Below are 13648 nucleotides of genomic sequence, written 5' to 3' on the forward strand. Positions count from 1 at the left end.
CGGTACTAGCTCAGTTGGTAGAGCGCGACCTTGCCAAGGTCGAGGTCACGAGTTCGAGCCTCGTGTACCGCTCCAATCTTTTTATATCCTTTCAAAATTCTCTGTATTAAAAATCATAAATAAAATTATAATTTAAAATCTCTCTTATCTACTTTATTCTTTGTGCAATATTCAGCATTAAAGTTTTGGTTGTTAGAAGCTATGGTTTCTCGCGCGAGCTATACGCCTACAATAAAGGTGTTGTACTTTGAAGTTATGAGGTATGAGTGAGGTAAAGAGTCAATACTTTGAAACCGAGAGCTTTTATTAAAATAGCTCCCCTTGAATAGTTGCTATAACTCGTCTAGAGCCACCAGAATCGCGATGTTCACCTAAATAAATACCTTGCCATGTACCTAACGCTAAATAACCATTTGAAATAGGAATATTTAACTCGCAGCCTAACGTGCTGGTTTTTATGTGTGCAGGCATGTCGTCGTCACCTTCATAATCGTGGCGATAATAAGGTTGACGCTCAGGAACGAATTTATTGAAATGGCTCTCCATGTCCATACGAACAGTGGGGTCTGCATTTTCGTTTATTGTAAGGCTCGCTGAGGTATGCTGAATAAATAAGTGCAACAAGCCTATTTTGTAACTCGCCAGTTCTGGAAGCTGAGACAATATTTCGTCATCTATTATATGAAAACCTCGCGGGCGAGGCTTTAATGTAATTTGCTTTTGCTGCCAACTCATAATTTATCGAAACTAACTTCAATGTTTGCATTACCAGCATCACAGCTAAATGGCATGATGATTTTTTTACCTTGGCTTTTGTGAGTAATTGTATGACCCTTACCAGATACCACAATAGGCGTTGCCATATCAAAGTCGAAGCCTTTCTCGCCAAGTAAATTTTTAGCACCACCGGTCACCATGTTGGTTATTTCGCCAACCATATCGGTAACTTCTTCATCTATAGCATCAGGGCGTTCGCCAAGCATACGCTCCATGATGGTGAGTGCTAATTCTTCGTCGAATGTAATTGAAAATGATCCTCGCGTTTGCGGGCCAACCATCCCAATCAAACCTGATACATCACCACAGGCTATCTCATCAGTTTTAATGCGAGGTTTACCTGGCTTCAATTGAGTTTGAGCCATAGTGCTCAAAACATTAATTAAAGAAGATAAAAAGGGATTGATGAATTCTACATTCATAGTGGCTACTCTTAAATTTGTTCTGTGAAATGACTATATAGTTTGAGTATAGTCACTAAGGATAACTTTGAAGGATTATGATGCTCTGCAAGATTCACATTTACCATGTGCTTCTATTGTTTGCCCTGATACAACAAAGCCACCTTCGGCAGCTAAATTATTTAGCTCATGCGAAATTACACTCGAGTGTAATTCTTTGACAAAACCACAGGTATCGCAAATTAACAATTGTACTGGGTGTATATGATCAAAATGATGACACAGCATAAATGCATTTGTGCTTTCAATTTTATGAATAAAACCTAGCTCAGCTAAAAAGTCTAATGCACGATAAATAGTTGCAGGTTTAGCACCCGTTTCAGTTATTTTTAATTGCTCAAGCAAATCGTATGCACCAACACCACCTTGTGCGCTGGCTAATAGGCGAAATACTTTCTCGCGGATAGGCGTAAAACGCGCGCCACGGTTGTCACAAACTTGTTTTGCTTTACTTACGAGTGATTCTATATTCATCATTACTCTTATCCTTATGCTACCGTGATATACTAACATACTGTGTTGTAGTTGCAGCGTTTTTATTAAGCGCTTTTTACCTAGGAAACCCAGTAATGCACGAACTATTAGCTATATTTATTTTCTTTTTTGCGGTTATTGACCCCATTGGTACTGTACCTGTATTTATTGCAGTCACACGTGGTGATGATGAGAAATTTAAACGTAAAGTTATATATAAAGCGGTAGGCGTATCTGCATTAGTGCTCTTATTTTTTGTACTTGCAGGTGAGCAATTACTTAACGCAATTGAAATTCCGCTTTCGGCTTTTCAAATAGCTGGCGGTATCATATTACTTATTTTTGCGCTCTCAATGATATTTGGTGAAAGTAAACCGGAAGCCGAAATTAAAAGTGTACGCGACAGCACTGAAACCGCTATTTTTCCGCTTGCGATTCCCTCTATTGCGAGCCCTGGCGCTATGTTAGGCGCCGTATTAATGACTCGTAATGAAGAATATACCTGGGTTGAGCAGTTACTAACGTCTTCGATGATGCTTGCTGTATTAGCGGTTGTACTGGTTTTGTTACTGCTTGCAACACATGTACATAAATTAATTGGTGATAGTGGTGCAAGTATAATAAGTAGAATTATGGGGCTTATTTTAAGCTCGGTTGCGGTTACCAATATTTTAAATGGCATAGCCCATTATTTTGGCTTGCAGGTTTTCTCTTAACATTGATGCTCGCTAGGCTTTTGTGTAAAATGCAGCGCCTTTTAAGCTGTGCTTAATAACTTTAATACCCTGAGGTTTGCTTTGAATAAATGTACTTTGGATAGACGCTTTTCTGTGGCCCCCATGCTTGATTGGACTGATCGCCATTGTCGTACTTTTCATCGCAAAATGACTAAACATACTGTGCTTTATACTGAAATGATAACCACAGGGGCTATTTTATTTGGTCGCGGCGACTACTTACATTTTAATAAACACGAAGGCCCAGTTGCACTGCAACTTGGTGGCTCAGATCCTAAAGCGCTTGCGCAATGTGCAAAGCTCGCAGGTGAGCGTGGCTATGACGAAATAAATTTAAATGTAGGTTGCCCGTCAGACAGAGTTCAAAATGGCCAATTTGGCGCATGTTTAATGGCTGAACCTCAATTAGTTGCTGAGTGTGTTGCAGCAATGAAAAACGAAGTAAGCATTCCTGTTACCGTTAAAACGCGTATTGGTATTGATGAGCAAGATTCGTATGAGTTTTTATGTGCGCTTATTGAAGCGTCTCATAAAGTAGGGTGTGATGATTTTATTATTCATGCTCGTAAAGCATGGCTTAATGGTTTAAGCCCGAAAGAAAATCGTGAAGTTCCACCGCTTGATTACCCACGTGTTTATCAACTTAAAAAAGATTATCCGCAGCTAGATTTAAGCCTAAATGGCGGTGTTAAAACAATTGAGCAGAGCCTAGAACATTTGCAACATATTGATGGCGTAATGATTGGGCGTGAGGCTTATAGCAACCCATTTATGCTCAATGAGGTTGATGAGAAAATTTATGGTGATGCTGCAAATACGCAGTCACGCCACGATGTAGTGCGTTCAATGTATGACTACATTGAAGAAGAAATGCGTTTGGGTGCTAATTTTTGGCATATTGCACGTCACATGCTCGGTATTTTTCAGGGGCAGCCTGGTGCGCGAGGTTTTAGACGCCACCTTTCTGAAAGTGGTCACGGTAAGCAAGCTGATTTATCGGTAATGGATAAAGCATTAAGCTTTGTACCAGAATAAAACTAAGCTTGAAAAATTCTAAATTTAAGCCACTTTCGAGTGGCTTTTTTGATCCTAAAAATTAGTCAAAATCATAATTTATTGGCTAATTACACTCTATGTTGTTCAGCTTAAAGTCACTAAAATTTAGAGTGGTTGTTATTTACCATTATGATTTTAAATGCTTTATTTTATTTTTGATGGACTTGGCACAACTCTTGGAATCTTCTTGTTGAAATTAATTAAAAATCAACAGGAGAATACCATGGGAATATTTAACCGCGTAAATGATGTAATTCAATCAAACATTGTCGCCATGCTTGATAAAGCAGAAGATCCAGAAAAACTTTTAAACCTAATGCTTACCGAGATGCAAGATGCATTGAATGAGTGTCGTAGTACAGCAGCCGCTTTATTGTGTGAAGAGAAAGTAATTAATCGCCAAATTGATACTAAAAAAACAGAATTAGCAGCTTGGCAAATGAAAGCAGAACGTGCGGTTGAGAAGGGCAGTGATGACCTTGCTAAATCAGCTTTACTTGAGAAGCAACGCGTTAACGAAAGCATTGAAAATAAGCAAACTCAACTAGAAATATTGCAAAAGTCTATTGCAAAAATTAAGTCTGATTGTGAACGCTTGCAGCAAAAAATGGCTATGGCTAAAACTAAGCAAGCTCAGTTAATGCAACGCCATAATGTTGCTATTGCTAGAGGGCGAATCAGTACGCAACTACAAAGCGATAAAGTAGCTCATGCGTTGTCTCGTTTTGAACAAATAGAGCAGCGTGTTGAAGGTATTGAAGCTCAAGTAGAGGCTTATGAGCTGACTGATACAGCAAGCTCTACCAGTGCCCAAATTGAGTCGTTAGTTAAAAATGAAAAAATTGATGCTGAGTTGGCTCGCTTAAAGGCGAACTTAAATACTAATTTAAAACACACTGCTTAGGAGATTGCTATGAACAGCTTTAATCGTCAACAAGGTTGGTATAAAGATACTCTGAATAAAAAAATATCGGGTGTTTGTAGTGGTTTAGCCCATAGATTGGACTTTCCGGTTTGGGCAACCCGCCTAGTTACTATTTTATTATTTTTGAGTTTTCCGTTTGCAATTGCACTTGGTTATTTTATAGCGCATTGCTGTCTTGAAAATAAAGAGTATTAATAGCAACAGGCATAAATATTTGAACAATTTAACGAATTAAATCACCCTATAACGTTATTAAAAATTTTAATTTAGAACAGCTAAGTATAAAAATTTTTGCCTAGTTATAGCGCAATTTTCTTATCGTTAAATAGGCCTCATATATAAGCCGGTTGGTATAAGGAGAATTACTATGAAAGCTTTGGCAGTATGTGTATTTATCTATTTATTACTGTTTACTGATTTAATAACGTTTGTGCAGATTGATTCTTGGCAGTTGCCGTTATGGATTGCTGATATTAGTTGGGCTGGGCTCGAGCTTGTAGGTGCTTTAGCCGCAATTATTGCTGTAGTTGCGGTAGTGGCTTTAATTACTATGGGATTAGTTGGTGCGGGTGTAGTGGCATTAGCAGGGACTGTTTTAGCGCTTTTATTCGGATCTATAATGATTGCATGGCCGTTACTATTTGTTGCAGTGTTGTGTTGGCTTGTTGCCGATAACAAAAAAGTAGCCTCTTAATCCTTAATTTGACTGACTATTATAGGTTAACTATGTTAAATTTAGCCTGTAATTTAAAGTTTTCATAAGGATAAGAATGATGACGAAACTATGTTTTTCGATGGCTTCTGCATTAATATTTAGTTTTTTTTCGTCATCGTTGGCGGCGCACTCAGGGCACGATCATGGTTCTGATGTGGCTGTGCTCGAAGTAACTAACGCGCAAGTTAGAGAGTTTTTACCTGGCAGTACTTCAACTGTAGGTTATTTAACCCTTATTAATCACAGTGGTGCCGCAGCAACTTTAACTAAGGCAACTATTGATGGCTTAGGGCGTGTTGAAATACACGAGCATTCACATGTAGACGGCATGATGAAAATGCAACAAGTTGAATCGGTTGAAATTAAGGCGCACGAAAGTGTCAGCTTTCAACCTGGCGGTTATCATTTAATGGCATTTGAACCACAAGAGCCATTAAAAGTAGGACAAGAACGTAAACTCACACTATATTTTAGTGACGGTAATCGCTTATTTACTAATGCTCAAGTAGTGTCGCTTGAAGCGCAAGCTAAGCAGTCAAAACCATCTACTCAACACGCTCATCATTAGGAGTACACATGTCGCAACATAAAGGAAAAATAGCAGGAATAATTGTTTTACTGCTTATCATTTTTTACGCAATTGCTGTTTATTGGAGCACAGAACCTTCGCGTTTTGACGTTGTTGCAAACGCGAAAGAGCAAGCGCAGCTTCGTAATGAAAAAATAGTAACGGGTTATGTAACTACTTCTACATTAATTACGGTAGCCAATACCTTACTAGAAAAACCGGGTGGCTACTTATCAAATGATGTAATACCACCAAGTATTATTATGGATGATATGCCAGCGTGGGAATATGGCGCACTAGAAATGGTACGTGATTTATCGCTTTCTATGCGAAAAGATTTTAGCCGTTCTCAATCACAATCAACGGAACATGAAGCCCTTAAAAAGGCGCAGCCGCAGTTTAATATAAGCTCTGAGGCATGGGCATGGCCAAGTGCCGAAGGTGAGTACCAAAAAGGTATTGACTACTTAATGGTATATCGTGGACAAATTGCTAATGAGCATGAGCGCGATAGCCAATTTTACGCACGAGCAGATAACTTACGTAGTTGGCTTAAAGAAGCTGAAAAACGTTTAGGTAGCTTAAGCCAACGTTTAAGTGCCAGTGTAGGCCAAGAAAAAGTGAACACCGACTTAGCGGGTAATTCATCTAATAAACAAGCAACTCTTGCGCCACTGCAGCAGCAAGTAAGAACACCGTGGTTAGAAATTGACGATGTGTTTTACGAGTCGCGGGGTGCAACTTGGGCATTACTGCATTTTTTACAAGCGATAGAGTATGACTTTAATGACGTGCTTGAAAAGAAAAATGCACGTGTAAGCTTACAACAAATCATACGTGAACTTGAGGCGACTCAAGAAACAGTATGGAGCCCACTTATTTTAAACGGCAATGGTTTTGGCTATGTGGCAAACCATTCTTTAGTTATGGCAAATTATATTTCTAGAGCCAATGCGGCTTTAATCGAACTCAGCGAACTACTAGCTCAAGGATAAAAAATGAAAAAGTATTGTTTAGCAGCAGCCCTTTCAATGGCATGTTTAGCACCGGCAGCGCAAGCTGACACTCTACTAGGTTTATATGTAGGTGTTGATGGGTGGAAGTCAGATAACGATGGTCAATTTTCTTATAAAGATAAAGCATCTCAAGGTTTTGATTTTGAGGATGAAACATTTGTAAGCTATTACGCAGCACTTGAGCACCCAGTGCCGCTAGTTCCAAACATTAAGCTAAAATATACAGAGCTTGAACTTGATGGTGATGCGGTTATTGGCGATACGTTTAGCTTTAATGGCAGTACCTTCGATACAAACAGAAAAGTAAATACTGTTAGTGATTTATCGCACATTGATTATATTCTTTATTATGAAATTTTCGATAATGATTTAGTTTCTATTGATTTAGGTTTAAATGTTAAGCAGTTCGACGGTGAAATTACAGTAAGCTATGATCCTGAAGAAAAGCTTTCTCAAACTGAAACAAAAGACTTCTCTGGTTTTGTTCCTCTTGCATATGGCCGTGCCGAAGCAGGCTTACCATTTACTGGTTTAAGTGTATTTTTTGAAGGTAGCTTTTTGGCTATTGACGATAGCAAAGTACAAGATTACCAAGTAGGTGTAGCGTGGGAACTTATTGATAACCTAGCAGTAGATGTTGCTGTTAAAGCAGGTTACCGCTCTATGGTATTAGAACTTGATGATGTAGATGATATTACGACTGATATTGATGCATCTGGCCCATTTGCGGGTATTCAGGTTCACTTTTAATTAGTATTTTCTAATTAAACAAAGCGTGGCATATTATTTTATTGCGTGCCACGCTAAATCAAACTCTCCCTCCAGCGCATTATTAATTAACTGCTTATAAATTTTATTTACAGGAAAATTAATGAGTTTAGATAACTCATCACCTGTTTGCGTGAATTTATAATAGCTTAATACCAAATCACTGCTTTTTGCTTTTAACGTTACTTTTTGCGATAAAAATGAAAGGGTAAGTTCTTGTCCCGCTTTAAGCACTGCAGATTCAATTTCTTTTCTATACAGTAAATTAAGATCCATAAGTGTTAAAATATCAGGAAAACTAATACCTGTTTTACCTAAATTTAGAGACACTTTATTGCCTTTTCGTAGCAAATCAAACAATGACGGTTTTTTGTAAAAGCCGAGTAATATAAAGTGGCTGTCGTCTTTTTCGTTATAGCCTGAGAGCGACACACATTTTTGCAAAGAGTCAGCTTCTCGCTGTGTCATATGCTTTAACGTTTGCAGGCTTTTAATTGAAAACGTACCAGGGTTGAGTGTTTCTCCCGTTAAAATTTTGGCCCATAAAGTTTGCATTGACGCATTTGAAGTATCTTCGCACAGTGCGATAAAATGCTCTACCCAGTCAGCATCAGGTTGTTTAGTACTTGCTACATCGGGGCAAAACCCCATAGCCATTGCTAAAATTGACTCTATATTTTGTTGTTGTTTTATTAGTAGTAAATCTTGGCGCTTTTGGGCACGAGCTAAAACAGAGTTTTCACTGTTGATATGATAAAGCGGCTTAACTTGGCCTTTAATATCGTAATTTTGTTCGGGGGTAGGCAGTATTCCGTTACTGCCTATTTTTGTTATAGGGTAACCAAGTAAGGATTCGATAATGTTAGCAAGGTTAATTCTCGCTTGTGCTGTCTTGACTGGCATGGCTGTGCATTGTCCTTTGTGAATGACTAAGCTGAGCAACAGTTTTAAGGTTATTTAACCCCATTGAAACTGTATTACGGAGCACATATTCGCTCAAAATTGCGGTGTAACCCGATATTAAAGGGGCGGTTGTTTGTCCGTTAATCTTACATATTAAAGTGACGATACCGTTTTGCTCACTAAAATTAAAAGTCCCCCTAATAATATGCTCAGCATTTAAAAGTATATTAAAGCTGACCTTATTTTGACTCACCGAAGTTATGATCATTTCACCATACCCCCATTTGCCCTTCCAAGACTGATGAGCACCCAGGCCAGAGCTTGGTTCGCCCAAGGTAAAACGTATACTGGGGTCTACTTTTTCCCATGGAGACCATTTTTGCCATTGATTAAAGTCAGTAATAAGCGGTTTTACTGCGTCAATATTTGCATTGATTTCTATTGTTTTATTTACATTATAACTTTGGGGAAGTATCAGCCCTACCAGCACTAATACCAATAACAATAACAGTACGCCTTTGATTAATATTTTTAATGGTTTAATAAGCACACCTTTTATTAGTTTTTTGAGTTGAAATACAACAACTTTTTATTAATCGACTATAGTATGAATTAGATTATAAACCAAAAATAATTTATAAATTGCTACCTAGGAGAGCGAATGTCGTCAGATCAAAACGATTTTTTATTTTTTGAACAAGACTATGAAGATGATGCAGTAATTGAGCCGACTAAGTTTTGGGATATTTTAATTGTTGATGACGAACCTGAGATCCACTCTGTAACAAAGTTGGCTTTGTCTGGGGTTGAGTTTTGGGGGGCAGGCTTGCGATTTCATGATGCCTATTCGGGAGCTGAAGCAATAGAGATTTTAGCTAAAAATAACAATATTTCAGTTATTTTTTTAGACGTTGTTATGGAAACTGACGATGCTGGCTTGCAGGTTGTAAAAAGGGTGCGTGACGAATTAAATAATCAACATGTAAGAATTATTTTAAGAACAGGGCAAGCTGGTAATACACCAGAGGAAAAAGTAATACGTGAGTACGACATAAATGATTATAAAACTAAAACAGAACTCACTCGCTCTAAATTAGTAACATCGCTCATAACCGCTATTCGCTCTTACGAGCAGGTATGCCAGCTTGAATATCAAAGTGATGCAATGAACACGATTGTTTCTGCATCAAAGTCTATTTTAGGGCTTACTGATATTAAGCAACTATGCAAAGAAATCATCAAGCACATGAGTATTATTTTAAAGTGTTCACCTCGAGGGCTTGTGTGCAGCAAATTAGATGGCGATGACTTTATTCAAGTCTTAGGTGGTTGTGGGCATTACGAAAACTACTTTGGTGAAAAATTAATTAATGTTGATAGCAAAGTATTTAAACAAGTCGAGTCGTGTTTTGATTTATCAAAGCATCAACATACAGACTCAAGTGCAACATTTGTATTAAAAAGTAAGCATAGAAAAGCGGCTTTATATATAGAATGTGACCATGTTCCTTTGCAAGCACAATTGCAGTTTGCTGAAATCTTCTTAACAAATGTGAGTGTGGCCCTCGATAATATAAGGCTGTTTGTAAAGTTAAGAGATGCAGCTTATAAAGATGTGCTTACAGGTATTTCAAATCGTACCAACTTTATTGAACGGGTAGGGCGTTATCAAAAGCCGCACGTGAATGATTATGTATTTGTACTACTTGATATAGTTAATTTTGCTGATATTAATAACGGCTTAGGGCAAGAGGTCGGCAATAAAGTATTAATTGGCATTGTGCAAAGGTTAAAAGAAAACTACCCAACAGCTAAATTATTATCTCGTATTGGTGCTGATGTTTTTGGTTTTATTATTCGTCAAGATGAACTCGACCTAAAAAAATTGAATGAGCAGTTAGGTGTACCATTTTGCGCAGAAGAGCATACATTGCCTATCGATTTTAGATTGGGTTTATGCCAACAGCAAGACTTTCAAAGTAGCGGGATTGATACACTTAAAGTTGCTTATATTGCACTTAATCAAGCTAAAAAAACAAAACACAAAGAGGGAATTTATTACAGTGTAGACATGCAAGATAAAATGGCTTGGCGCATAGGAATTATTAGACAATTACGCCATGATTTTGCTCGAAACAAGTTAGAGGTATGGTATCAACCTCAACTTTCATTAGATGACTTGTCTTTAATTGGGTGTGAGGCATTACTTAGGTGGCCCACTGGTAATGGATCATATATATCGCCAGCGGTATTTGTTCCACTTGCAGAAGATGCGGGTTTGATTGTTGATATAGGGCAGTGGGTTTTAGAGCAAGCTTGCCAACAACAAAAGCGCCTAGAAAATATGGGTACCGAAATTTGTATTGCGGTTAATGTGTCTGTTCCGCAGTTTAAAGTAAAAGGTTATGCTCAAAACGTTAAAAATACATTATTAAAATATGGTGTTAAGCCAAAAAACATAGAATTAGAAGTCACTGAAAGCGTAGTAATGGATGAACTCGAAACTGTTATTAATACACTTAGAGAGCTTCAAGAGCTAGGGATGGAAGTTGCTATTGATGACTTTGGGACTGGCTTTTCATCGCTTAGTTATATACAAAGTTTACCCTTGGATAGATTGAAAATAGATCGTGCATTTATTAAAGATCTGCCAAATGATGACACTGGCGCTATTGCTGCCTTAGTTATTTCTCTTGGTGCTAAGTTGGGTTTAAAAACGATTGCTGAAGGCGTTGAAACACAAGAACAAGCCCAGTTCTTAAAAAACTTAGGCTGTGATGAGGTACAAGGTTTTATGTATGCTAAACCCATGCCTGAGCATGAATTGATAGAATTTATAAATAAACGCTAAAAAAGATTAACTTATTATTTAAGCTAATGAACGATTTAGAATTTAAAGCGCGATATGCTTTGACTACTTTGTATATATAAAGAATTTAGTAGGGTATAATTCGCGCCTTTTGTTATTCTACGGCCACAATTATGAGCACACTCAAAGCTAAGCGCGCCTTATTTTCATACCCTAAATACTGGGCTGAATGTTATGGCACCGCGCCATTTTTACCAACTACACGTGAAGAAATGGATGCACTTGGCTGGGATAGTTGCGACATAATAATAATTAGTGGTGATGCGTATGTTGATCATCCTAGTTTTGGGATGGCGGTAATTGGCCGTGTACTTGAAGCGCAAGGCTTTAGAGTGGGGATTATTGCCCAACCGGCATGGGACTCTAAAGATGCATTTATGGAACTTGGCAGACCGAATTTATTTTTTGGTGTAACAGCCGGCAACATGGATTCGATGATCAACCGCTATACAGCGGAAAAGCGCATGCGCCACGATGATGCTTACACGCCTAATAACGTTGGCGGTAAGCGCCCAGATCGCGCCGTGATGATTTACTCGCAAAAATGCCGTGAAGCATACAAAGGTATCCCAATTGTTATTGGCGGTATTGAAGCCAGCCTTCGCCGTATTGCTCATTACGACTATTGGCAGGAAAAAGTACGCCGTAGTATTTTGTTTGATGCAAAAGCCGATATTTTAATTTACGGTAACGCAGAGCGCCCGCTAGTTGAAGTTGCACACCGTATTGCGGCGGGTGAAACGATGGATACGATTCAGGATATTCGCGGCACGGCTGTTATTCGAAAAGAGCCTCTACCTGGTTGGCGTGGCAGTGATTCTACCGCTATTGATAAAATTGGTAAAATCGACCCTATTCCAAACCCATATGGCGCGGATGATGTTGGCTGTAGTAAATCAGAATTTAAACAAGCCGGTATTGATTTAAAAGCAGAAGCGGCAAAACCAATCATGGTTCAGCCTGCACGTCCTAAGCCGTGGGAAAAAACTTATGTTAAGTTACCTGCTTATGAGCAAGTAAGTGTTAACAAACCTTTATACGCCCATGCCTCGCGAATTTTACATCAAGAAACAAATCCTGGTTGTGCAAGGGCGCTTTACCAACGACATGGCGATCGCTCTATTTGGGTAAACCCGCCAGCTTATCCATTAGAAACACATGAAATGGATGCTGTATTTGGTTTGCCATATCAGCGTATTCCTCACCCAAGTTATGGTGATGCTAAAATCCCTGCTTACGATATGATTAAAACGTCAGTTAATATTATGCGTGGCTGTTTTGGTGGTTGTTCGTTTTGCTCAATTACAGAGCATGAGGGGCGCATTATTCAAAGTCGTTCGCAAGAATCTATTATTGAAGAAATTGAACAAATTAGAGATAAAGTCCCCGGCTTTACTGGTGTTATTTCTGATTTAGGTGGCCCAACGGCGAATATGTATAAGCTGCGCTGTACTAGTAAAAAGGCCGAGAGTACCTGTAGACGCTTATCATGTGTGTATCCAGATATTTGTAAACACATGGATACAGATCATACGCCAACAATAGATTTATATAAAAAAGCACGTGAAGTTAAGGGTATTAAAAAGGTATTGATTGCTTCAGGTGTACGTTACGATTTAGCTGTACGCGACCCGCGTTACGTTAAAGAATTAGTAACGCATCATGTAGGCGGTTACTTAAAAATAGCGCCAGAGCATACAGAGGATGGTCCATTATCAAAAATGATGAAACCAGGTATGGGAGCGTACGATCAATTTAAAGAACTATTTGATAAGTACTCTAAAGAAGCCGGTAAAAAGCAGTATTTAATACCTTACTTTATATCTGCTCACCCAGGTACAAAAGATGAAGACATGGTAAACATGGCTTTATGGCTTAAATCAAACGACTTTAAGCTTGATCAGGTACAAAATTTTTACCCATCACCTATGGCTAATGCGACAACTATTTACCATACAGAGATGAACTCTTTACGTAATATAAAAAACAACTCAGAAGTTGTTCCAGTACCTAAAGGCGCACGCCAACGTAGATTACATAAAGCTATTTTACGCTACCACGATGCAGCTGGTTGGCCAATGATACGTGAAGCTCTACGTAAAATGGGTAAAGCTAATTTAATTGGTAAAGGGCCTAACTGTTTAGTGCCAGAAGAAGGGCGCGATGAAAAAGCAGGTAAAGGTGGTAAAAAAAGTGGGCGTCCGGCACTAACGCGACATAGCGGTTTTAGCCAATTTAAAAAGGCAAACACTAAGCCAAAAGTGGGCGGTAATCGTCAAAGCACACGTTAGTAATTTTATTTGCTAATAGATAAGTTTAATTGCGGTACGCGCTTTTTCATGCGCAAATTAAGTAAGCCTTGCTCTTTATTATCTATAT

General features: G+C 38.5%; 15 protein-coding genes. 10 read left to right on the forward strand and 5 right to left on the reverse strand.

Going from position 1 to position 13648, the window contains the following annotated elements; all coding sequences use genetic code 11:
• Window positions 1-306: 306 nt before the first annotated feature.
• The 3 genes from QMA08_RS03210 to QMA08_RS03220 form a co-directional block, all read right to left on the reverse strand.
• Window positions 307-735 (reverse strand): secondary thiamine-phosphate synthase enzyme YjbQ, encoded by a 429-nt coding sequence (locus QMA08_RS03210; RefSeq protein WP_138488530.1) that lies wholly within the window; start codon window positions 733-735, stop codon window positions 307-309.
• Window positions 732-1199 carry a chemotaxis protein CheX gene (locus QMA08_RS03215; RefSeq protein WP_024595807.1) on the reverse strand — a complete coding sequence of 156 codons (468 nt, stop codon included), beginning with the start codon at window positions 1197-1199 and terminating at the stop codon, window positions 732-734. Before QMA08_RS03215 ends, QMA08_RS03210 begins: the two co-directional genes overlap by 4 nt.
• A gap of 75 nt (window positions 1200-1274) precedes the next feature.
• Complete coding sequence (locus QMA08_RS03220) at window positions 1275-1712, reverse strand: transcriptional repressor (RefSeq protein WP_002957918.1); 438 nt, start codon at window positions 1710-1712, stop codon at window positions 1275-1277.
• A 95-nt stretch (window positions 1713-1807) separates the two neighbouring features.
• Here QMA08_RS03220 and QMA08_RS03225 point away from each other — a divergent pair, with 95 nt between their 5' ends.
• The 8 genes from QMA08_RS03225 to QMA08_RS03260 all read left to right on the forward strand — a co-directional run bounded on the left by QMA08_RS03225 (window position 1808) and on the right by QMA08_RS03260 (window position 7479).
• Window positions 1808-2428 carry a MarC family protein gene (locus tag QMA08_RS03225; RefSeq protein WP_002957920.1) on the forward strand — a complete coding sequence of 207 codons (621 nt, stop codon included), beginning with the start codon at window positions 1808-1810 and terminating at the stop codon, window positions 2426-2428.
• A gap of 123 nt (window positions 2429-2551) precedes the next feature.
• Window positions 2552-3484, forward strand: coding sequence for a tRNA dihydrouridine(20/20a) synthase DusA (gene dusA, locus QMA08_RS03230; protein ID WP_290173980.1), 933 nt, complete (start codon window positions 2552-2554; stop codon window positions 3482-3484).
• A gap of 244 nt (window positions 3485-3728) precedes the next feature.
• Window positions 3729-4409: a PspA/IM30 family protein gene (locus QMA08_RS03235; RefSeq protein ID WP_290173698.1), complete on the forward strand. Its 681-nt coding sequence runs from the start codon at window positions 3729-3731 to the stop codon at window positions 4407-4409.
• Window positions 4410-4418: 9 nt separating this feature from the next.
• On the forward strand, window positions 4419-4625 hold the full coding sequence (locus QMA08_RS03240) for a PspC domain-containing protein (protein WP_149602125.1): 207 nt from the start codon (window positions 4419-4421) through the stop codon (window positions 4623-4625).
• Window positions 4626-4797: 172 nt separating this feature from the next.
• Window positions 4798-5124 (forward strand): hypothetical protein, encoded by a 327-nt coding sequence (locus QMA08_RS03245; protein ID WP_024595804.1) that lies wholly within the window; start codon window positions 4798-4800, stop codon window positions 5122-5124.
• A gap of 76 nt (window positions 5125-5200) precedes the next feature.
• On the forward strand, window positions 5201-5713 hold the full coding sequence (locus tag QMA08_RS03250) for a copper chaperone PCu(A)C (RefSeq protein WP_084324646.1): 513 nt from the start codon (window positions 5201-5203) through the stop codon (window positions 5711-5713).
• Between the two features lie 8 nt (window positions 5714-5721).
• Window positions 5722-6708, forward strand: a complete 987-nt coding sequence (locus QMA08_RS03255) for a DUF2333 family protein (protein ID WP_193225859.1) — start codon at window positions 5722-5724, stop codon at window positions 6706-6708.
• 3 nt (window positions 6709-6711) lie between these two features.
• Entirely contained in the window at window positions 6712-7479 is a 768-nt protein-coding gene (locus QMA08_RS03260) for a TIGR04219 family outer membrane beta-barrel protein (RefSeq protein WP_182747521.1), read from the forward strand.
• A gap of 33 nt (window positions 7480-7512) precedes the next feature.
• Here QMA08_RS03260 and QMA08_RS03265 read toward each other — a convergent pair whose 3' ends face one another.
• Window positions 7513-8400 carry a TIGR03899 family protein gene (locus tag QMA08_RS03265; RefSeq protein ID WP_039485422.1) on the reverse strand — a complete coding sequence of 296 codons (888 nt, stop codon included), beginning with the start codon at window positions 8398-8400 and terminating at the stop codon, window positions 7513-7515.
• Window positions 8369-8950 carry an SRPBCC family protein gene (locus tag QMA08_RS03270; protein ID WP_080945049.1) on the reverse strand — a complete coding sequence of 194 codons (582 nt, stop codon included), beginning with the start codon at window positions 8948-8950 and terminating at the stop codon, window positions 8369-8371. The genes QMA08_RS03265 and QMA08_RS03270 overlap by 32 nt, the downstream gene beginning before the upstream one ends.
• A 111-nt stretch (window positions 8951-9061) precedes the next feature.
• Here QMA08_RS03270 and QMA08_RS03275 point away from each other — a divergent pair, with 111 nt between their 5' ends.
• Together QMA08_RS03275 and QMA08_RS03280 are read left to right on the forward strand one after the other, a co-directional pair.
• Window positions 9062-11251 carry an EAL domain-containing protein gene (locus tag QMA08_RS03275; RefSeq protein WP_290173699.1) on the forward strand — a complete coding sequence of 730 codons (2190 nt, stop codon included), beginning with the start codon at window positions 9062-9064 and terminating at the stop codon, window positions 11249-11251.
• A 131-nt stretch (window positions 11252-11382) separates the two neighbouring features.
• Window positions 11383-13560 carry a YgiQ family radical SAM protein gene (locus QMA08_RS03280; RefSeq protein WP_290173700.1) on the forward strand — a complete coding sequence of 726 codons (2178 nt, stop codon included), beginning with the start codon at window positions 11383-11385 and terminating at the stop codon, window positions 13558-13560.
• Window positions 13561-13648 lie beyond the last annotated feature (88 nt).

Origin of the sequence: Pseudoalteromonas sp. APC 3355, from assembly GCF_030407615.1 — a bacterium.
Taxonomy (GTDB): Bacteria; Pseudomonadota; Gammaproteobacteria; order Enterobacterales; family Alteromonadaceae; genus Pseudoalteromonas; species Pseudoalteromonas distincta.